This window comes from Hydrocarboniphaga sp. (assembly GCF_028291725.1).
Lineage (GTDB): Bacteria > Pseudomonadota > Gammaproteobacteria > Nevskiales > Nevskiaceae > Hydrocarboniphaga.
Map to the genome: position 1 here is coordinate 1 of NZ_JAQGNT010000044.1, position 20,702 is coordinate 20,702.

The window sequence follows — 20,702 nt, forward strand, 5'->3', positions numbered from 1 at the left end:
TGCAGCGCGACAAGGCCTGCTGTGCCGCCTTGTCCAGACGCTCGAAGCCGCTCGAGGTCTGCACCTTGCTGTCGGTGACTTTGCCGTCGATGCCCACCAGCAACTGCAAAGTGACCGAGCCGGTTTCGCCCAGACGCTCGGACACCGCGGGATAGTCCGGCTCCTTGCAGGCTTTGGCTTTGACCACCGGCGCCTTGGTGACACCGCTGGCCACCGGCTTGGGCGGCGCCGGCGGCGCCGGCTTGCTCGACGTGGTGATCGTGTTCGTCGATACCGGTGCCGATGCGATGTTGATTTCCGGCGGCGGCACGAACGGCGGCGGCGGAATGTCCAGCTTCGGCGGCGGGGGCGGCGGAGGCGGTTCTTCGTCCGTCTTCACTTCATCCAGGATCTTGGTCTCGATCGGCGGCGGCAGCAGCTCAATCGCCTTGCGCGCCAGTCCGTTCACCAGACCGTACACCAGCAGGATGTGAAAAATCACAACGCCGGTAATGCCGATGATGCGTCGCTTCGGATCTTGGCGTTGGCCAAATTCCATCTTGCCTCCATCGATTAATCGTGCCGATTCTCTTCGGCACTGCATGAAGATCGCTGGCTGGCACTCTCCATGGCTTTCCGACTTTCGTGCACGCCGATAGTCGAAGCCCCGGGAATTTCAGCTGTTTTCGTACGACCCGGCACGGACTCGGCAAGCAATCGGGCAAAAAAACCCCGTTGCAGAACAAGGTCGCAATTTCATTTCCATCATCTCCGCCACGCACATCAGGGATTTCGATGGAACCGCACTGCACAAGTGCCCGCTCAGCATCATCCCAAACTTTCTACTACTCCGTTCTATTTATGAACCAAACGGTTGGTTTCATTTTACACGTGATTATTTCGGTGTCAAGGCGGGGAAGCGACGGTTCAGCACCGCGGCCCTGCTGCGTTAGCCAGCTTGCGCCGCCAACGGCAAATGCTTGGAGTGATAGACATGTTCGCTGTCAGGGCGGAACTCGATCAGTTCGATCGAGTTGCCGTCGGGGTCACGCCCATAGATCGCGCGGACCGGGTCTCCGGGCTGGCCGGGAGGCGGCCCGTGAAACCGCATCCCGCAGCTTTGCAGCCGCTGGTACTCGCTGTCGATCTCGGTGACGGCAAAACAGAAATGCGTATATCCAGGATCACAAAGCCGGGCATCCGCAAGCTTTATACCCCGAGGCTCGCTGTATTCAAACAGCTCCAGAAACAGATTGTCACGCTGCAGCATCCAGCTCAACGCCGCCGATCCTTTAACTCCGGTAACGAGTTCGTGGCGCACCGAATCGCGTTCCCAGCCACCGGTTTTTATTAGTCTGAAATCAAATGCCTGGCAGTAAAAGTCCGCAAGACGCTTGATATCGAACGTGGCGATGGCTACGTGGTGTACGCCCAGTATCATGAAACGACCGCTCCTTCCTGAGCCCCGCGGACCTCAACCGGCCTCGTTTTCCAACAGGCCCTTGAATTCCGCGATGACCTCGTCGACTGCAGCGAAGCGCGAACCCATCTTGGTCCGTGTCTCCGGTGATTCGACCGAAGCCAAGATAAACGCCGCTGCCTCGCGGCCGATCGTATGCGGCGTAATCTGGCCGCCCGGTTTGTACCAGCGTATGTAGGACGTGATTACGCCGAATATGGCGAAACTACACATCCTCGGATCCAGCTCAGGATCGAACTGCCCCGCCTTCTGTCCCCGCGCCACGATATCGCGCAGATAGACCGTATAGCTATCGCGATCCTTGGTCACCAGATTGCGCTTTTTCACGGGCAGATATTTGCTGTCGTGAAGAAATACGATGCCGCGATGCATCCGTTCGACCACCGCATTAAGAAAGATGTGGCCGTAGCTGAAAGCCGTAATCTGCCGGAGCGGATCCGACGCAAACTGCTCGGCCAGCCGCATATTCTCATGCAGGCCTTCATGCGCGACCTTGACCACGTCGAAAAGCAGATCTTCTTTTGAGCTGATGTAGTGGTACAAACTGCCCTTCAGAACACCGACCGAATCCGCGATGTCGTTCAGGCTGGTGCCGTTGAACCCTTTCTCGGCGAACAATTCACCCGCGATGTGGACGATATCCTCATAGCGTCTCTCGTTGTTCTCTTTCCGCCCTTTCCGCGCTGCCATCGACGTCCTTCATTGAGTGCCTGTTGGCACAAGGATAGCGAAATAGCCGTTTAAGCATAAGGCGACCAACCGTTCGACTGGTTCGGGCCCCGGGGGCCGGCGGCCCCCAAACCTGAACAAGCCTGCTTACGCCGCCTTACCGATCGTGTTGCGGAGCGTGCCCAGCTTGGGCGCTTCCAGCTCCACGACATCGCCGGCGACCAGCCAGTGGTGCTTCTCTTTGCCACTGGTGATCCGCAGTTCGATGATGCAGCCGCTGCCGCAGGTCCCTGAACCAATGACGTCGCCCGGAACCAAGCTCACGTCTGCCGAGGCGTGTGACAGGACGCGCGGCCAATTGAAGTACATCTCGGACAGCTGCCCGTTGGACCAGGTTTCGCCGTTGACGCGTGCCGTCAGCGGCAGCTTGAGCCGGCCGCCCTCCTCCTCGAACTCGTCCGGAGTGACCAGCCAGGGGCCGAACGAGGTCGCGAAATCCTTGGCCTTGACCGGGCCCATGTACAGCTGCATTTCCTTGGAGCCCAGATCGCGCGCCGACCAGTCGTTCATCAGGAAGAAGCCGGCGATCGGCGCCAGCCAGTCGCTACCGTCGGCGGGGTAGTCGCGCACCTCGGCGCCGATCAGTGCCGCGACTTCGAGTTCGTAGTCGATCGACTTGGCTTTCTTCGGCGGCAGCACCGTATCGCCGTCGCCGATGATGCAGTTCGGGTTGCTGAAATAGAACACCGGGATTTCGTACCACAGCGGGTTCATCTTGCCGCCGATGCCCTCGGTGCAGTTCTTGGTGTGCGCCTCGAACGCCGAGAAGTCGCGCAGCGACGTCGGCCGCGCCACCGGCGGCAGAAACCTGACCTCGCTCTGCGCAAAACTCCGGCCGTCCTGCCAGGCACCTTTGCCGCGAGCCATCGCGACCTTGATCAGATCGGCCTCGGTCACGCCGGTCAGCTCCGTGACCTTGTCCTCATCGATCCGCACCAGCCTGATTTCGCCCGTGGGCAGTACTGCACGTCCTAATTTCATTTCTCTGTTCCTTTGGATGTCTGATCGCTGCCAATCAGCGCCGCGCGAGCGACGCTGCAATGTTTCGCCGCATGATTTCAGCGCTGCCGTCGGCGATGCGGACGATGCGCGACTGCTGCCAGCCCTCGTACAACTTGAGCTCGTTGGTCAAGCCCATGCCGCCGTGCACCTGCATGCAACGGTCGTAGACGCGCGTGCCGAGTTCGGTGGTGTAGACCTTGACCATCGCGACCTGGTCGTTAACCGATTCGCCGCGCTCGAGCCGACGCGCGCAATCGCGCGTCATGCTCTCGGCGGCATAAATCTCGATCGCCGAATCGGCGAGCTGGAACGACACGCCCTGATACTGATCGATGGTCTTGCCGAAAGTCTTGCGTGTGCCGGCGTATTCGCTGGCCTTGTCCAGCGCCCATTTCGACAGGCCGATGCAGCGTCCGGCGTTGTACATGCGGCCGGTGTTGACGCCGGCCATCGCCAGCTTGAAGCCCTGGTTCAATTCGCCGACCAGCGCCGTTGATGGCACGCGCACGTCGCGGAACGACAGGATGCCTTCGTCGCCGCCGATGTGGCCGAACAGCTTGAGCACGCTATCGACCTGGAAGCCCGGCGTCGTCACCGGCAGCGCGAAGCAGCTGACGCCGCCCTTGCGGGTGCGTCTCAGCTCCTCGTCGGTCACGGCCCAGACGAATACCCAGTCGGCCACCGGCGAATTGGTGATCCATTGCTTGGTCCCGGTGATCAGCCAGTCGTCGCCGTCGCGGACCGCCCGGGTGCGCATCGCCAGCGCGTCCGAGCCGGCGTCGGGTTCGGACATGGCGAAGCAGGACGTGATCTGGCCGGCCATCAGCGGCTGCAGCAGCTGTTCCGAAATCTGCGGCGTCAGATACGAGCACAGCAGACTCGGCCCATAGCTCCAGTGCGCGACCGAGGCATACGGCAGCAGACGCGCCGGCCCGTAACGGTGATACAGCGCATCCCATACGCGATACAGCATGTACGCGCCGAAATCGCCGCCACCGATCGATTCGGGCACGAACATGTTGTAGTAGCCGGCCTCGGCCGACTGCTGGCGCACTTCGCGCTTGAGCTTCTTCAGCTCCGGCGAGTAGGCGCCGCGTTCGTCGTAATGCAGGCGCGGATCATCGAGCAGTTTTGCGTGCTCCTTTTCCAGCGGCAGCACCACGGCGTCGACGAAGCCCAGAAGATTCTCGACGACGTCTTCGACTTCCGTTTCGTCCATTTCTACCGACATCAAGGCCTCGCTAAGCTTTCTTGTTGGGTTCGTCGCGCACCGGCTTGGCCGCCGCGCGCGCCTGGAATTCGCGACGGGCGCGATCCGCTTCCGGGCCGTTCTGGCACAGTGCGGCCGTGACTCGTTCCAGTTCGTAATAAGCCTTCAATTCCAGGGTTTCGGCGGCATCGAGCAGGCGCTTTCCAAGCTCCATCGCATGCCCATACGCAGCCGGCAGGCTCGCCGCGTACTCGAGCGCTGCCGCCACCACCGTGCCGCCGGCGACGGCGCGATTCGCCAGTCCCCAGGCGACGGCTTCATCACCGAGCAGCGGCCGGCCGCTGAACAGAAGCTCGGCCGCGCGATGGCGCCCGACGCGCTGAGCCAGGAACCACGCCGCACCGCCATCCGGCACCACACCACGCGATACGAAGGGAGCGACGAACGCCGCGTCGCTCGCGGTGAACAGCAGATCGCAGGCCAGCGCCAGGCTCCAACCCAGACCGGCAGCGCCGCCTTCGACGGCCGCGATGATCGGCAGCGGGAAGCTGCGCATCTTCAGCATCGTCCGCTGCGCGGCATCCAGACGCGCGACCGATGCGGTCGCCCGAAAGCCCGCTGCCGGCGTGCTCTTCAGATCGCCACCGGCGCAGAAATAGGCACCCTCGCCGCTCAGTACCACGGCGCGCAATTCCGGGTTTTCCGCAGCCGCATCCAGCGCCTGCTCCAAGGCCAGCCAGCTGTCCATCGTCAGCGAATTGCGCGCCTGCGGCCGGTTGAGCTTGATCAGCAAGACACCGCCAAGCGGATGCTCGATCTTGATCGGGCTATCCGTCGCATCCGCGGCCGGCCTCGTGCTCATTACGCGAGCACCACAAGAGCATCGAGTGCGACCAGCGTGCCGTCGTCGCTCTGCACCACTGGATTGATATCGATCTCGGAAATCGACGCATCGATCAACGCCGCCGCGCCGAGCTTCTGCATCACCACGATCAACTGGGTCTCCAGCTGATCGGCCTTGGCCGGATGCTTGTGCTGCAGGCTCTGGAACGCGCGGACACTGTGTAGCGCGCGCCGCGCCGCGGACTCGGTGACTGGCGCAACGCAGCGACCGACGTCCTTCAGCTCTTCGACCGCGCCGCCGCCCGCCCCGCACAGAATCACCGGACCGAACACCGGATCGCGCACCAGGCCACACATGAACTCGGTACCGCCACGTACCATCTCGACGATCAGCACGCCTTTCAGATCGGCCTTCGGAACATGTGCATGCACGTCGCGCATGATCTGCTCGAAAGCGTCGCCGACCGCGGTTTCGCTGCCCAGATTCAATTTGACGCCGCCCGCAGCGGCCTTGTGCGGCACGTCCGCCGAAACGATTTTCGCGACCACCGGAAAACCGAATCGCTTGGCCGCAGCGGCGGCCTGTTCGCGGCTCGTTGCGACTTCGGCGCCCGGCATACGCAGGCCCAAAGCGGCGAGCACCTCGCGCGAAGCCGCTTCGCTCAAGGCGCCGCTCCGTGCTTCGTCGCTGCGCGCCTGCGACAGAGCCGAGCTCAACGCCCCGGCTTCGGCAGCGCTCAGAGCCAGCGTCCTGTCGACTTGCGCAGTACGCGGCCGCTCGTTCCAGTTCATCCAGTGGCGGACGGCGCGCAGACAGCGGTCGCTGGAGCGGAACACCGGCAGCCCGGGCTCCGCGTCGAGGATTTCGCTGCCGGGGCATTCCAGCCAGCTGCTGAGCCAGACCGCGGCGATCGGCTTCTTGGAGTTGCGTACCGCTTCGACGATCGATGCCGGGCGCTTCGCCGTGGACGGACCGGTCTGCGACGCGGCGAGGATAATCCCGGCCGAATAGCCTTCGTCGTCGGCGATCGCTTCCAGACACTGGCGCAGCACGTCGTCGGTCGGCGAAGCGGTGGTGTCGATCGGATTGCCGAAGGCGGCGAACGACGGAATCAGCTGGCCGAGACGTTCCAGCGTCCTCGCTGACGGCGCCGGCAGTGGCACGTTCTCGTCGTCGGCCGCGTCGGCCGACATCACGCCGGGGCCGCCCATCGTGGTCAGTATGCCGACGCCGCCGGGCACGTACGGCTTGCCGGCCCAGCGCGCGAACAGCTGACCGGTTTCGATCAGTTCTTCGGTGGTCTTGAACAGCATGATGCCCGCGGCATCGGCCGCCGCCTGGAACACGTCGTAGCTGCCGGCCAGGCTGCCGGTGTGCGATACCGCGGCGCGTCCGCCGGTCTGCGTACGGCCGGTTTTCAGCGCGAGGATCGGCTTGCCGACACGGCGCGACTTGCGGCCGATCTCGGCAAGACCGGTCGGATTGTCCAGGCCCTCGATCACCAGCAGCACCACATCGGTGGCCGGATCATCGAGCAGGAAATTGACATAGTCGAATGCGGTAACGTCCACCGAATTGCCGGTGGTGATCGTGTACGACACGCCGAGACCGCGATTGCGGCGATGGCCTAGATGCGTCGCCAGACCGGCGCTCTGCGACACGATCGCCAGATTGCCCGAGGGAAGATCCATGCGCAGGTCGGGCACGAAAGTCAGCGGCAGATTCTCGCGATAGTTCAGCACGCCCGCGGTATTCGGGCCACCCAGACGCATGCCGGTCTCGATCGCCAAAGCGCGAAGACGCGCTTCCGCGGCGGCGCCGCCTTCGGTCTCGCCGAAGCCCGCCGAAAAGATGATCGCGCTTTTGCAGCCGCGGCCGGCGGCTTCGCGAATCACGCCTTCGACCGCGTCCGCAGGAACCGCGATCAGCAGGCAGTCCACGTCTCGCGGCAGATCCGCGATCGAAGCGACGCCGAGCGCAGCTTCCGGCGCTTTTTCTTTGGCGAAGCGTGGATGGATCAGGTACAGCGGCCGCCCGATATGCGCCTCCAGCAGCTGCCGCTGCGCCGATGCACCAAAGCCCTTGCCCGCGGACGAGGCGCCGATGATGGCGATCGACTTGGGGCTGATCAGCGGCTGCAGCTCCTCGGAACTGTAGAGCCGTTGACGGACACTGCCTGCGGTATCGGATATCGGCGTCATACGTCGATCAGCTCACCGGCGCCCAGTTCGGCTTGCGCTTTTCCATCCAGGCTTTCGCACCTTCTGTGGAATCCGGATGACTCATGTGCGCGTCGAGGTTCTTGTCGGCCTTGGCGACGATCGCGGCTTCGTGCGACGGATGAGACAGGCCGATCATCATGTCGAAGGTCTTCTGCACCGCGGTCGGCGAAGCGGAGGCGATGACCTCAGCCGTCTTGCGGGCGGCGGCCACGGCTTCGGCCGGCGTGTCGAACAGTTCGTTGACCAAGCCGAGCTGATAGGCGCGCTCCGCAGAAAGCGCGCCGCCGCCGATCGCGATCCGCTTGGCTTCGCTCGGGCCGATGATGTTGACCAGGCGCAGCGCGCCATAGCCGCAGATCTGGCCGACCTGCACATGTGTATCGACGAATTTGGCGTTGCGCGAGGCGAACACGATATCGCCATCGGTGACGAAGCCGAGACCACCACCGGCGACGGTACCGTTGACCGCGACCACCACGGGCTTGGTGATACCGGCCATGCGCCAGGTCAGACGCCAGCCTTCACCGGTAGCCTCGCCCGGCAGGCGCAACGAGCCCTGCGACTTGAGCGCGGACACGTCGGCGCCAGTGCAGAAGAAGCGGTCGCCGCTTGCGGTAAACGTGATGACCTTGACCTCGGGATTCTTCTCCAGCGCTTCCCAGGCGTCGCGCAGCTGCACATAGATGTTTCGGGTCAGCGAGTTGCCGGCCTTGGGGTTGTATAACTCCAGCGCAGCGATGCCGCCCTCGATGGAGATCTTGAGGCGCGGCGTGGTGTCATCCACACCATTGGCGGCAGCATTGGTGGCGGTGTCGGTCACTTGAGTAGTTCCTTGGCGATGATGTTGCGCTGGATTTCGGAGGTACCACCGGAGATGCGCAGCACGCGCACGTCGCGATACATCTGGCAGATCGGCGATTCGGCCATGAAGCCGGCGCCGCCGAACACCTGCAGGCAGCGGTCGACGACGCGATTCGCCATCTCGGCGCAGAACACCTTGACCATCGCGGCCTCGGGCGGCGAGACGACGCGATGATCGAGCTGGCGCGCGAGTTCGAAGGTCATCGAGCGCGCGGCGGTGAGTTCGATTACGCAATCGGCGAGCGAGTGCTGCAGCGCCTGATATTCGGAAAGGAAGGAGCCGAAAGTCTTGCGCGTTTTCGCGTAGTCGACGGCGAGTTCGATCGCGCGGCGCGCGGTGCCGAGTGCAGTGGTTGCCATCGTCACGCGCTCTTCGGCGAACGTCGGGAACACGCACTTCAGTCCCTTGCCGACGCCGCCCAGAATCGCGGAATCCAGAACTTCGCAATTGTCGAACAGCAGTTCGGTCTGCTCGAGCGGCTTGCCGCTCATGTTCTCCTGCATGCGTGCGATCTTCAGGCCGGGATTGCCCTTGTCGACCAGGAACAGCGTGAACCCGGCCGACCCCGCCTCCTTGCCCGCGGTGCGTGCCAGCACGAACAGCACATCGGCGCGCGCGCCGAACGTGATGTAGTGCTTGCTGCCGTTGATGACCCAGCCCTTGCCAGTTTTTTCGGCGCGCGACTTCAAGCCCTGCACGTCGGAGCCAGCCTGTGGTTCGGTAACCGCAATCGCCGGCTGCAAAGTGCCGGCGGCGATGCCCGGCAGATATTTCTGCTTCTGTTCTTCGGTAGCCGACAGCTGCAGTACACGCGCCGCGACGCCGTTGGCGACGTTGATCGGGTTCCATAGCGGCTTCGGGCCGCGCGTCAGTTCTTCGTGCACGGCCAGAAAACCGAGATGCGACAAACCCGATCCACCGTATTCCGGAGCTATGGTCAGGCCGAAGTAACCGAGATCGCGCATCTCCTGCAGGATGTCGGCCGGCACTTCACCCGTGGTATAGATTGCGACTTCGCGCGGCAGCACGCGCTTGGTGATCCAGTCGGCGGTCGCCGTTTTGATCGCCTGGATTTCATCGGGAAACGCGATCTGACTTTCTAGGAGGTTCATCGGAGTTCGTTCGATATCGTCGCTTGTGATGGTCGGTCTAGCTGGCTCGTCTGACCGCAGGCTTCACGGCCTCGCGCCCAAGCAAAGCCTGAGTATCCGCTCCAAGCTCTGGCGCCAGCGAAGCTTTGGTCGAACGGCGGCCCAGAATCCGGAACGGCGCGAGCACCGCGCGGATCACCGAGGGGCCGAAAGCCAGGTCGCCGACCATGTCGTTGGCCGCCACCTGGCGGTCCTGCATCAGCTCGGCCGGTGTCGCCACCTTCTCCCACCAGACACCCTCGCGATCGAAACGCTCGGTCCAGTATTCGAGGTTTTTCTGCAAGAAAGCCTCGTCGAAAATCGCGATCAGCGCGGCTGCATTGGTTCGCATGGCTGACGCGCCGGTGAAGCGCTCGTCCCGGCTCAGTTCGGGCCGGTCGATCGCACGGCAGACGCTGTCCAGATGGCGGCCGGCTTCGACCGCGGTCAGGAAGAACCAGCGGTGGTCGGCCGTCTGGTAAGTGTTGACCAGCGGTGTGGAGCTTTTGGCACGCGGGCGTGCTTTCGGCGCGCGGCCGAACGCGGACTGCGCCGCGACGTCGCCCGACAGCAGCCAGCCACCGGTCTGCAGCAAGGACGCCTCGACAATGCCACCCCTGCCGGTTTTTTCGCGATCGAACAGCGCCACCATCGTCGCACTGAATAGCGACAGCGACGTCATCAGATCGCCATAACCACCGACCGGCGCCAGCGGTTCGCTGCCATCGGCCGTGACCTGATGCAGCATGCCGCTGCGCGCCCAGAACGCCCCGGTGTCGAAGCCGGGACGTTCGCGATCCGGTCCGCTGAGGCCGAGACCGGTCAGCGAGCCGTAGACCAGGCGCGGAAAGCGCTGCGTCACCGATACTGGATCAAGACTGGCGCGCTCAAGCGCGCCGTTGCGCATGTTGGTGATCAGTACGTCGGCGGCAGCCAGCAAGGTATCGAGCTCCTGCCGGCCAGCGTCGGTGGTGATGTCCAGTGTCACGCTTTTCTTGTGGCGATTGAGCAGGGTGAAGCCGGGCGACTGCTCCTCGCCGCCGCGCATCGAGCCGGGGAATTTCCGCAGCGGATCGCCGCTCGCGGGTTCGACCTTGATCACTTCGGCGCCGAGATCGGCGAACAAGGCGGCGGCGCTGGGTGCCGCCAGCCAGGTGCCCAGCTCGACCACCCGCAGCGGTCCGAATGCGGCCAGCGCGTCACGAGTGGAATTGGGGTCCGACCCCGGTTGTTTGTGGTCTGTCATGCCAGTCCTGAATTCCCACCGAACATCTATAGTTCTTACGCGGACACCCCATGCTTCGGGCGTACGGTTGCCGGTCTCCCCCGACGATGCCTTTATTCTACCGACCGTTTGGTGCATTCGTAAAGTATGCGCGCTATATTTTGTCGGCGAGCCCATCGGCGAGCCCAGTAGAAGCAAAACGCGGCTGCGGTTTCCAGCCCTGGAAGCTGCAAGCGCACCGGCGTTGATGGAGGAGAAAAGCGATGCCGCAGATCACCCCGACCATTTCTCTGGCTTCTGAAAAGACGGCATTCCCAGAATCATCGGCTCGTTCGTTCTCTTCATGGAAATCGCCAGAATAGAGCGAGACGTGCAAGCCAGGAGAGAAAATCTGTCAGCGCAGACCGCTGCGTCTACGCCAGGCGTCGTAGTGCCGTTCCGGCCCGTGCAGCGGCCGGATTCGGTGCTGCTGCCTGGAATCCGTTCCGAGTTGGAGGCACTGTTCCGCGAGCATCATGTGCGCCTGGTCCGCTTCCTAAGCTTGCGGCTGGGCTCTCGGGAGGAGGCTCAGGAGGCGGCACAGGAAGCCTACATCCGCCTTCTGCAGCGTGAAGGTTCGCCTGCGGACGACAACATCCGTGCACTGCTCTATGTCACCGCACGCAACATCGCCATCGATCGCCTGCGTGAGCGGCGTCGCCACGGGCTTTGGGCTGAAGCGCAGCTACAGGCATCGGATGCGGAGTCGGGGCACGATGCGGCGACGCCCGAACGCATCGTCGCGGGCCAGCAGCAATTGGGACGCCTTCAGCGGCTGATCCAGGATTTGCCGCCCAAGTGCCGCTACGCCTTCATTCGCTACAAATTTCACGGAAGCGACTACGCGATCATTGCCGGCGAACTTGGATTGACCGAGAGCATGGTCCGTAAATATGTGCTGAAGGCGGTGGCTTACTGCGCCCTGCACCTCGATGCGAAAGATGCCTTATGAAGTCATCCGAACTTCCGTCGGCGATCGACGAACAGGCCGCGCGCTGCTACCTGCGGCTACAGGACCCGGAGGTCAGCGGCCCGGATATCGAGGCCTGCCTCGACTGGCTGGAGTTCAGCCACGAGCACCAGGCCGCGTATGAGCGGGTCGAGGCCTTGTGGAAGGTCAGCGCCAAGCTGCCGGCGCCGCCGTTGCCGCAGCTGGAAATGCGCCGCGGCGAGAACCCCGCCGAGCCCGTCCGCGGCCGATTCGGCTGGCTGGCGGTCGCCGCGGCGCTGTTGATCGCAGTGGGTATCGCCGGCGGTTGGCGCTATGCCTTCGAGCCGCAGGCCAAAACGCTGATCTACACCACGTCGGTCGGCGAAAACCGCAGCGTCGCGCTGGACGATGGCTCGACCGTCGTGCTCAGCGGCGCCAGCACGGTGGTGGTCGATTACTCGCGCGCCGAACGCCGCGTGACGCTGTCGGACGGCCAGGCGCTATTCAACGTGGCCAAGGACAGGCTGCGTCCATTTATCGTCTCGGCTGGTGGCGGCCAGGTGCGTGCAGTCGGCACCGCTTTCGATGTGCGCCGCGGCTTGCAGGGCGTCACCGTCACCGTCGTCGACGGCGTGGTGCAGGTCGATCCGCATTCGGGTGTCGACGGGCGCAGGGCCAAGCGGCTCGAAGCCGGCTATCAGCTGAGCTATTTCGCCGATGGCAGTCTCGGTGCCGTCATGCGCGTGCCGCCGGAGCAGGCGCTGGCCTGGCGCGACGGCAAGCTGATCTTTTTCGATCGTCCGCTGGCCGACATCGTGGTCGATCTCAACCGCTATTCGCGGCGCCATGTCGTGTTGCAGGGCGAAGAGATCCGCGCGCTGCGCTTCACCGGCGTCATCATGGTCGACCGGATGCAGGACTGGTTGCGCGGGCTGGAGAAGAGCAGTCCGGTGGTGCTCGTCGAATCCGACGAAGCGCTGGTGCTGAGACAAGTGGCGGCGAGTCCCGGCAAGAGCCGCAAGAAAAAATAATTCCGCCATGCCGCTGATCTTCCCACCCCGGCTGCTATTGGGAGGGGCAGGAGCCCTGCTCGCCGCTCCCTGGTTTTGAACCACGTTCAAATCGCACTCCCAAAATCCAGGCATGAAACGTTCTTCCATCGGGTCAGCAAATGGAAGTTGCCGATGTCGCTTGGTTCGTTCATGCGAAGAATGGTGATCGCAGCTGGGGTTCTGACGGCCGCTACCGCATTCGCACAGAGCAGTGCACTGGATGCACGGGAGATCGTGTTCGACGTGCCGCGGCAGCCATTGGAAACAGCGCTGCTGGTTTACGCCGAGCAAGCGCAAGTACAACTGGTGGTGGCCTCGGGCACGGTTGACAGGCCGCAGATGGCGGGGCTGCAGGGGCGCTATCCCGCGCGCCGCGCGCTCGAGTTGCTGCTCAGAGACACCGGGCTGATGTTCGAGATCGCTTCCCCTGAAACGATCGTGATCTACGGTTTGAAGCCTGACGGCTGAATCCCGGCGCGCCAGTGAGTTTCTACATTCCCAAATAAGCTGTTCAAAACGTTCTTGTGAACCGATCGCCGATGGATGGCCAAGCGGTATCACCTATAAAAATATGAGGAGAGTTTCATGAGAATGCTGCTTCCATCGAAGATCGCACCGGCATCGCGACACCTTTTCGCACCGTTCTGTGCTGCGTTGCTGTTGTCGGTGGCCGGATCGGCGGTCGCTGCTGAAGCTCTGCAACCCGAGCCGCTCGACTTCGATATTCCAGCGCAGGGCTTGCAAGCCGCATTGGTGAAATATGCCGATCAGGCCGGGCTGCAGCTGGCGCTGCCGGCACAGATCGGCGACGGCCTTAAAGTCAGCGGTATCCAGGGCCGCTATACCCGTGCCGATGCGCTCGATCGGCTGTTGGCGGGCTCCGGCTTCGGATACCAGGTAACGGACAACACGCTCACGCTGGAGCCGGCCCGGATCGCGGCAGAGCCCGCCGCACCGGTGCCGGCAGAAACCCAAGCCCCGCCGGCTCAGGCACAGGAAAGCGGTGCTATCGAAGAAATCACCGTGACGGCACGCCGCGTCGAGGAAAAGCTTCAGCAGATTCCCGTCGCGGTTACCGCCGTCACGGAAGCGGCGTTGAGCCAGATGTCGATTCACGAGATGCGGGATCTTTCGGCGGTCGCGCCGAACCTCAATATCAAGCAGTCGTCGAACGACGGCCAATCCGCGCTGGTATCCATTCGCGGCCAGTTGCCGGCCGGCGTTCTGCTGACCACCGACAGCGCTGTCGGAATCTATGTCGACGGCATCAACAACCCGCGTGCAAACGGTTTTCGTTCGGCGCTGGTCGACGTGGCGCGAGTCGAAGTGCTGCGAGGCCCGCAGGGCACGCTGTATGGGCGCAATACGACGGGCGGGGCGATCAGCGTCATCACCAACGCGCCGACCGACAAGTTTGAAGGCTCCGTCAGTCTGACGGGAGGCAACTATGATTCCATCAATGGCGTCGGCATCGTCAACCTGCCACTGAGCGACGAGATCGCGATGCGCCTGGTCGCTCAGCGCGCGGTGCATACGGGTTACGGCAGAGACTTTGACGGCAAGGATCTGGCAGACGAAGACAGCACGTATCTGCGCGGCAAGCTGCGGTTTCAGAACGATGCCCTGTCGGCGGTGCTGAGCACCGACTACCAGAGCGACAAGACGGGTGGCCCGATTTTCAGGCTCAGTGGCCTGACGCAATACACCACACCGGTCGGCGGTCCTGCGACTCGTGAAGTGACGCAGGAACTGGGTTTGGCGCAGACACCCGAGAACTGGGCGATCGCGGCAGCGCAACTTCAGCAGTATGTCTACGACGGCCATGGCAATGCCTATCGCAGCGGCCTTCAGGATAGCTATTCCGACTTCACCGGCAACAGCTCGGGCCTCGACGTCAACTGGACGCTTTCGGACACGCTCTCGCTGCGTTCCCTGACGGGCTATCGACACACCAGGCGCCGCAATCTTCAGGACATCGACAGCACGCCGTTTTCGATCCTCACCGTGCCCTACAAAGTGGATGACGACTTCTACAGCGAAGAGCTGCAGATTCTCGGCAATTTGGGCAGCGTAAATTTCGTCGGCGGCCTGTTCGGGAGCTACGAGGATGGCTATGAGACCAGTGCTCCCGGCTCTCTGGCCGCGCTGACCGCCGCCGCCGGGCGATCGCTCTATTCCACGCAAGGCGGCTTCGTCAAAAGCAGCAGTTACGCAGCCTTCGGCCAGGCCAACTGGAAGGCCACAGACCAGCTGACACTGACTCTTGGCCTGCGTTACACGACGGACATAAAAGAACTGACCGCGGTGTCGCACACCAACCAGGATTACATCTCCGACCCGCTGCCGAGCGGCGCGGCTGGTTGTTCGATTCCTGCTTCACTGCTGAAGTCGCCCGAGCTTTGCCGCGCCGGTTTCAAAGACACGTTCTCCGATCCATCCTGGTTGACGTCGGCGGACTACAAGCTCACCGAGGATATGCTGGTTTACGCCAAGGTGGCGCGAGGCTTTCGCGCCGGCGGCGAGAATCTGCGGGGTCTGAACGCGATCGCACTGCAGCCATTCGGCCCCGAAACCATCACGGAGTACGAAGCCGGATTCAAGGCGGATTTCCTGGACAAGCGTGCACGGTTCAATCTGGCGCTGTTCCACGACGACTACAGCGGCGTGCAGCGTACCGTGTCGCTGTTCAATGGGAGCACCACCACAACCCTCGTCTCGAATGCGGCGCAAGCCAACATCGACGGCGTCGAAGTCGAAAGCATCCTGAGGCTGACGCAGCGCATCACGCTGAGCGCCAATATCGGCTACACCGATGCACGCTACGTGAAGTTCGTCGATGCCACCGGCGACCGCTCGGATGAAGATTGGCCGACGCCGGATTGGACCTATGCGCTTTCGGCCCGCTACGGGGTGCCGCTCAGCACTGGAGAACTGGCCTTCCAGGCCGACTACCAAGGCCAGAGCAAGCAAAACCTCTACCCCGCCGTGGCGAAGCAGCCGGAGGACGTCACTCAGGATGCGTATGGCCTGCTCAACGCCCGCATCAGCTATACCCATGATGCAGCGGACCTTGAGGTTTCGATCTTCGGCCGGAACCTGCTCGACGAGGTTTACGCCGAGAGCGGTCTTTCCACCGAGGGCCTGGGCACGAACTTCCTGAACATCGGCGAGCCTCGCACCTATGGCGTGCAGCTGGTCAAGAAGTTCTGAGGCATGGCCTGAACCGGGCGCCGAACCAGCGGGAACCGCACTGGCCATATCGCACTACGATTCCGAGGCGAGTTCAAGCCCCGGAGTCGTAGTGCGATCCGCGTGCGCGGACATCCGCTGCATTAGCCGAAAGATGAAGCACTCCCTGAGCGGGAATGGAGAGTATGGAAGCGCCCCCGACTACACCGAACGCAAGCTCGTCGACACCGGCAGAACCCACCCCTTATCGTCTGGGCGCCTATGGGCTATTCGTGCTGATGATCGTCTACATGCTGAATTTCCTCGATCGGCAGATCGTCAACATCGTCGCCGAATCGATCAAGGCCGATCTTCATATCAGCGACAAGCAGCTCGGACTGATCACCGGGCTATCGTTCGCACTGCTGTATACGACACTCGGCATTCCGTTGGCGCGGCTCGCCGAGCGCCGCAATCGGGTTCACGTCATCGGCGGCAGCCTGCTGTGCTGGAGCGGATTCACCGTCGCCTGCGGCCTGGTCAATACCCTGGGCGGGCTGTTGCTGACGCGTATCGGTGTCGGCATGGGCGAAGCCGGCTGCTTGCCGGCGGCCCATTCGATGATCGCCGAGTACACGCCGCCCGCGCGACGCGCTCGGGCCATTTCGATCTTCATGGTCGGATCGCCGCTGGGCGTGCTGCTGGGCATGGCGATGGGCGGCATCGTCAGTGAGGCTTATGGCTGGCGCCTGTCATTCATCATCGCCGGCGTGCCGGGGGTTTTGCTCACTGGCCTGCTACTGGCGACGCTGAAGGACCCGAATCGCGCCGGTGCCGGGTCACGATCGGCCCTGCCGCCCAGCCTGAAGCTGACGATGACCGAACTGCTCGGCAAGCCGGCCTACTGGCTGCTGACCGCCGGCGCTTCATTCGGCGCTCTGGTCACCTATGCGCAGGGCGCTTTCATCGCCTCGTTCTTTATGCGCGTGCACCACGATGCGCTGGCCGGTGTGAGCGCGGCTATGGGGCCGCAGGCCGTCATCGGTGTCATTCTCGGCTTGATCCTGGGCATCGGCGGTGCCATCGGCATGGTCAGCGGCGGTCTGATCGCCGACCACTACGGACGGGGGCGCGTGCGCGGCTACGCGATCGTCGCCGCTATTTCTTGTGTGACGGTTGCACCGATGTTTCTGCCGGTGGTGCTGGTCAAGAGCTTCTGGCTGGCGGTCACGCTTCTGATCCCGGCGGCCATCCTCAACACACTCTGGCCGGGCCCGCTGTACGCATCGATCCAGACCATCGTCTCGGAGCGCTCACGCGCGACCGCCGCAGCCATCTCCTTGCTCGTCACCAGTCTGGTCGGCCTGGGCCTGGGCCCGGTTTCGGTCGGCGCCATCAGCGACGCATTGAGCGCCTCCATGGGACCCGCCGAAGCCTTGCGCTGGGCGCTCGCGGTGACGCCCATCGTCAGCCTGCTCGCTGCAGCGATGTTCTGGCTCGCAAGCCGCCGACCCGAAGCCAATCCCCCATGAGCAAGCTCGACGCTCGGCCGACGATTGCACCGGCAATATCGCGCTGTTACCATACCAAACGTTTGGCTCATATCGGTTTCCGCGTTGCGTAACGGGTTGATCAACGCTGCCGCACCTCGATGCTCGGCGTCGCCGGTATCGAAGCGACGTGGCAGACTCCGAGGACATCGAGCCGGTAGGCGGTAGCGGCTTCGGCTCGCATGAATCCGCGGGACATGCTGGACCCGACGCCGGACCCGACGATGTACAGAATCGCGGTTATAAAAATATAGATTCAAGACGTGAGGAGAGCGAGATGAAGCTGCTGGAGGGCAAGGTGATTCTGGTCACTGGCGCGGGCCGCGGCCTTGGCCGCGCACACGCGTTGCTGTTCGCCCAGCAGGGCGCGAGCCTGGTGATCAACGACCTCGGCACCGACATGAGCGGTGCAGGCAGAAGCTCGGAGCTGGCGGAAAGCGTCGTCGGTGAAATTCGCGCCATCGGCGGAGCCGCGGTCGCCAACACCGACGATATATCGAGCTGGAAAGGCGCCGAAGCCGCGGTGCGCGCCGGCATCGACCAGTTCGGCAAACTCGACGGTCTGGTCAACAACGCCGGCAACCTGCGCAAGGTAGAACTGGCCGATCTGACCGAAGACGATTTCGATGCGATTACACGTGTGCATCTTAAAGGCACGTTCGCGATCACCCATCATGCCTGCCACTACTGGCGCGAACGTTTCCTGAGAGGCGATAACCCGAAAGCCTCGGTGATCAACACGATCTCCGACGCGCTGCTGGTGAGCCTGCCTAACTACACGATCTACGGTGCGGCCAAGGCCGGCATCGCACACCTGACCACCTGCGGCAGCCGCGAAGCCCTGGCCTACGGCGTACGCATCAATGCCTATGGGCCCCGCGCGCTGACGCGCATGGCCGGGCCGGCTTTCGCCCAGGCGGAATCGTCGAGCGCCGACGCGATGCATCCCATGGACGCCGGCAATTCCTCGCCGCTGCTGGCCTGGCTGTTGTCGGACCAGTCGCAGCACGTGTCCGGGCAGGTGTTCAACACCGTCGGCGGCGGCATCGGCCTGTGTACGCCGTGGCGAGCCGGCGAGCTGCACTGGCCACCGGAAGGCCATGTGCGCTTTGAGCCGGAGGCGGTCGGTCCGATGATCAATGCCGACATGTTCGGCTGCCGATTTCCGGATCTGAAGCTGGGCGAACCACCCGGCATGGCCGCGCTCAAGAAGTAGCTGCGCCGAACCCTTAAAAAGAGAGGCGGCGAATTCGCGACGCCACTCGCATGCACGATTCACTTCAGGAGTGTCATTGCCTATGACCACCAAGACCTTCAATCCGCTCAGCGCGGATTACCAGCAGAACCCTTACGAAGCCTATAAGTATCTGCGCGAACAGCGCGTGCTGTTTGTTCCGGAACTGAACAGCTGGTGGGTCGGCCGCTATGAAGACGTGCGCGGGATCGCCAACCAGCCCGGCGTTTTTTCCAACGAGAAATTCCACGAGATCAGCCTCGGCGAATTCGACTACGCGCCCGAGGCGGAATCACTGGTCGCGTCCGATCCGCCCATCCACACACGTCTGCGCCGCCTGGTGAATCCTGCGTTCCGTCCGGCGCGGCTGCTGTCGCTGGCAGAGAAGATCAAGAAGATCATCGACTCCAAGATCGATCCGCTGGTCACGCCCGGACACACTTTCGATTTCCAGCACGATTTCTCCGAGTTGATTCCGCTCGACGTGATCGCGCTGTTCATGAACACCGACCTGAGCCGCGTCCAGGACTTCCGGCGCTGGAGCAGCACGATGCTCAGCGCCAGTCAGCGCGCGTCGATGACGCCGGCCCAGCACGACAACATCCGGCTGGCAATCAGGGAGTCGCGCGCGTACTTCCTCGCGCTGATCGCGGAGCGGCGCAAGAATCCGGGCGACGATGTGATCTCCGATTTCGTCCGCGCTGCGGATGCCGGCGACAGCCTGACCGACGAAGAGATTCTGTCGCTGGCGATCCTGCTGCTGAATGGCGGCAACGAAACCACGGCACATCTGCTCGGCAGCGTGATGGCGGTACTCTGGGATCATCCGGAGCAGTTCGAGATCATCAAGAACAACCCGGCACGCATTCCAGATGCGATCGACGAAGTGCTGCGCTATGAGGCGCCGGTGCAGACCGTGTTCCTGTGGACGATGCGCGAGGTCGAAGTCGGCGGCGTGACGATCCCGAAAGACGCAGCAGTGATCGGCTGCTGGGGTTCGGCGAACCGCGACGAGCGCCAGTTCAAGGATCCGGACACATTCAACATCGACCGCGAAAAGCGCGGCCACATGGCTTTCGGCTTCGGCCCACATTTCTGCCTCGGAAACATGCTCGGCCGACAGGAGGTCATCGCGTCGCTGGCGCGTGTGATGGAGCGCATGCCGACGCTGCGTCGCGCCACCACCGGGCCGATCGAGTGGTTGCCTTCCTACTGGGTTCGCGGACCGCGTACGCTGATGGTCACGGTCTGAGTCAGAACTGGCCACAACGCGCAACGCGGAGTTCTGTATGGCATTCGAGCAGGTCCCGGATTGGAAGCATCTTAAACTGAGCCGCAGCGGTGGCGTCACCGAAGTGCTGCTGCATACCGGCGGCGGGCCACTGATCTGGCAGGCCAGCGCCGAGCGCGAACTGATCGAACTGTTCGCCTGGCTCGCGCTGGATCGTCAGACCAGCGTGCTGATTCTGGCCGGCACCGGCGACGTGTTCTGCGCCAACATCGAAGCCACCGAATTTCGCAAGATGTCGTGGCGAGACATATGGTCGGGCGGGCGGCGCCTGCTGTGCGGGCTACTCGATCTGGACATCATCGTGATCGCGGCAGTCAATGGGCCGGCACTCGTGCATTCGGAGATCGCGGTGATGGCCGACATCGTGCTCGCCTGCCCCGAAGCCGAGTTCGCTGACCGCGCCCACTTTCCTCGCAACGTGGTACCCGGTGATGGTGTGCAGCTGGTGTGGAGCGATCGCCTCGGCCCCAGCCGCGCCGCCTATTTTCTGCTGACCGGCAACAGCATCGACGCGAACGAGGCGCTGCGTCTGGGTTTCGTGCACGAACTGCATGCTCGCGAGCAGCTGCTGAGCCGCGCTCACGAACTCGCCGCGGCTATCACCGAGAAAGCACCGGCCGTGATCGCCTACACGCGCGCCGCATTGCGCTCGCGCGAGCGTCGCGGCTTTCGCGAAGACCTCAGCTACGGTCTCGCGATCGAGGGACTTGGCCAGCATGCGATCGGCGTTCGCGGACCCGAGCAGAACTGAATA

The 20,702-nt window shown here is 63.2% G+C and carries 18 protein-coding genes; 8 read left to right on the forward strand and 10 right to left on the reverse strand.

The features are described from left to right. From JWQ90_RS12520 to JWQ90_RS12565, 10 genes are all read right to left on the reverse strand, one after another. Positions 1 to 538: energy transducer TonB (locus JWQ90_RS12520; RefSeq protein WP_299694318.1), on the reverse strand; the 538-nt coding region annotated here is incomplete at its 3' end. Positions 539 to 928: 390 nt separating this feature from the next. Further along, the gene (locus JWQ90_RS12525; RefSeq protein WP_299694321.1) at positions 929 to 1,420 is read right to left on the reverse strand and encodes a VOC family protein; all 492 of its coding nucleotides are present in this window, start codon (positions 1,418 to 1,420) and stop codon (positions 929 to 931) included. Positions 1,421 to 1,453: 33 nt separating this feature from the next. Next, on the reverse strand, positions 1,454 to 2,149 hold the full coding sequence (locus JWQ90_RS12530; protein ID WP_299694324.1) for a TetR/AcrR family transcriptional regulator: 696 nt from the start codon (positions 2,147 to 2,149) through the stop codon (positions 1,454 to 1,456). A 126-nt stretch (positions 2,150 to 2,275) separates the two neighbouring features. Continuing rightward, positions 2,276 to 3,169, reverse strand: coding sequence for a fumarylacetoacetate hydrolase family protein (locus JWQ90_RS12535; RefSeq protein ID WP_299694327.1), 894 nt, complete (start codon positions 3,167 to 3,169; stop codon positions 2,276 to 2,278). Positions 3,170 to 3,203: 34 nt separating this feature from the next. Then, entirely contained in the window at positions 3,204 to 4,421 is a 1,218-nt protein-coding gene (locus JWQ90_RS12540; RefSeq protein WP_299694330.1) for an acyl-CoA dehydrogenase family protein, read from the reverse strand. A gap of 10 nt (positions 4,422 to 4,431) precedes the next feature. Next, positions 4,432 to 5,262, reverse strand: a complete 831-nt coding sequence (locus tag JWQ90_RS12545; protein WP_299694333.1) for an enoyl-CoA hydratase/isomerase family protein — start codon at positions 5,260 to 5,262, stop codon at positions 4,432 to 4,434. Further along, positions 5,262 to 7,445: an acetate--CoA ligase family protein gene (locus JWQ90_RS12550; RefSeq protein ID WP_299694336.1), complete on the reverse strand. Its 2,184-nt coding sequence runs from the start codon at positions 7,443 to 7,445 to the stop codon at positions 5,262 to 5,264. The genes JWQ90_RS12545 and JWQ90_RS12550 overlap by 1 nt, the downstream gene beginning before the upstream one ends. A 7-nt stretch (positions 7,446 to 7,452) precedes the next feature. Beyond that, positions 7,453 to 8,286 (reverse strand): enoyl-CoA hydratase/isomerase family protein, encoded by an 834-nt coding sequence (locus JWQ90_RS12555; RefSeq protein ID WP_299694339.1) that lies wholly within the window; start codon positions 8,284 to 8,286, stop codon positions 7,453 to 7,455. Continuing rightward, entirely contained in the window at positions 8,283 to 9,440 is a 1,158-nt protein-coding gene (locus JWQ90_RS12560) for an acyl-CoA dehydrogenase family protein (RefSeq protein WP_299694342.1), read from the reverse strand. The genes JWQ90_RS12555 and JWQ90_RS12560 overlap by 4 nt, the downstream gene beginning before the upstream one ends. A 37-nt stretch (positions 9,441 to 9,477) precedes the next feature. After that, complete coding sequence (locus tag JWQ90_RS12565) at positions 9,478 to 10,704, reverse strand: CoA transferase (RefSeq protein ID WP_299694345.1); 1,227 nt, start codon at positions 10,702 to 10,704, stop codon at positions 9,478 to 9,480. 322 nt (positions 10,705 to 11,026) lie between these two features. Here JWQ90_RS12565 and JWQ90_RS12570 point away from each other — a divergent pair, with 322 nt between their 5' ends. The 8 genes from JWQ90_RS12570 (at position 11,027) to JWQ90_RS12605 (ending at position 20,699) form a co-directional block, all read left to right on the forward strand. Next, positions 11,027 to 11,674, forward strand: a complete 648-nt coding sequence (locus JWQ90_RS12570) for a sigma-70 family RNA polymerase sigma factor (RefSeq protein ID WP_299694349.1) — start codon at positions 11,027 to 11,029, stop codon at positions 11,672 to 11,674. Next, positions 11,671 to 12,684: a FecR domain-containing protein gene (locus JWQ90_RS12575; protein WP_299694352.1), complete on the forward strand. Its 1,014-nt coding sequence runs from the start codon at positions 11,671 to 11,673 to the stop codon at positions 12,682 to 12,684. The genes JWQ90_RS12570 and JWQ90_RS12575 overlap by 4 nt, the downstream gene beginning before the upstream one ends. 153 nt (positions 12,685 to 12,837) lie before the next feature. Further along, complete coding sequence (locus JWQ90_RS12580; protein WP_299694355.1) at positions 12,838 to 13,173, forward strand: STN domain-containing protein; 336 nt, start codon at positions 12,838 to 12,840, stop codon at positions 13,171 to 13,173. A gap of 117 nt (positions 13,174 to 13,290) precedes the next feature. Further along, positions 13,291 to 15,915 (forward strand): TonB-dependent receptor, encoded by a 2,625-nt coding sequence (locus JWQ90_RS12585; protein ID WP_299694358.1) that lies wholly within the window; start codon positions 13,291 to 13,293, stop codon positions 15,913 to 15,915. A gap of 164 nt (positions 15,916 to 16,079) precedes the next feature. Beyond that, the gene (locus JWQ90_RS12590; RefSeq protein WP_299694361.1) at positions 16,080 to 17,405 is read left to right on the forward strand and encodes an MFS transporter; all 1,326 of its coding nucleotides are present in this window, start codon (positions 16,080 to 16,082) and stop codon (positions 17,403 to 17,405) included. A gap of 295 nt (positions 17,406 to 17,700) precedes the next feature. Then, complete coding sequence (locus JWQ90_RS12595; protein WP_299694364.1) at positions 17,701 to 18,639, forward strand: SDR family NAD(P)-dependent oxidoreductase; 939 nt, start codon at positions 17,701 to 17,703, stop codon at positions 18,637 to 18,639. Positions 18,640 to 18,721: 82 nt separating this feature from the next. Next, on the forward strand, positions 18,722 to 19,909 hold the full coding sequence (locus JWQ90_RS12600; protein WP_299694367.1) for a cytochrome P450: 1,188 nt from the start codon (positions 18,722 to 18,724) through the stop codon (positions 19,907 to 19,909). A gap of 37 nt (positions 19,910 to 19,946) precedes the next feature. Further along, positions 19,947 to 20,699, forward strand: coding sequence for an enoyl-CoA hydratase/isomerase family protein (locus JWQ90_RS12605; protein WP_299694370.1), 753 nt, complete (start codon positions 19,947 to 19,949; stop codon positions 20,697 to 20,699). Positions 20,700 to 20,702 lie beyond the last annotated feature (3 nt).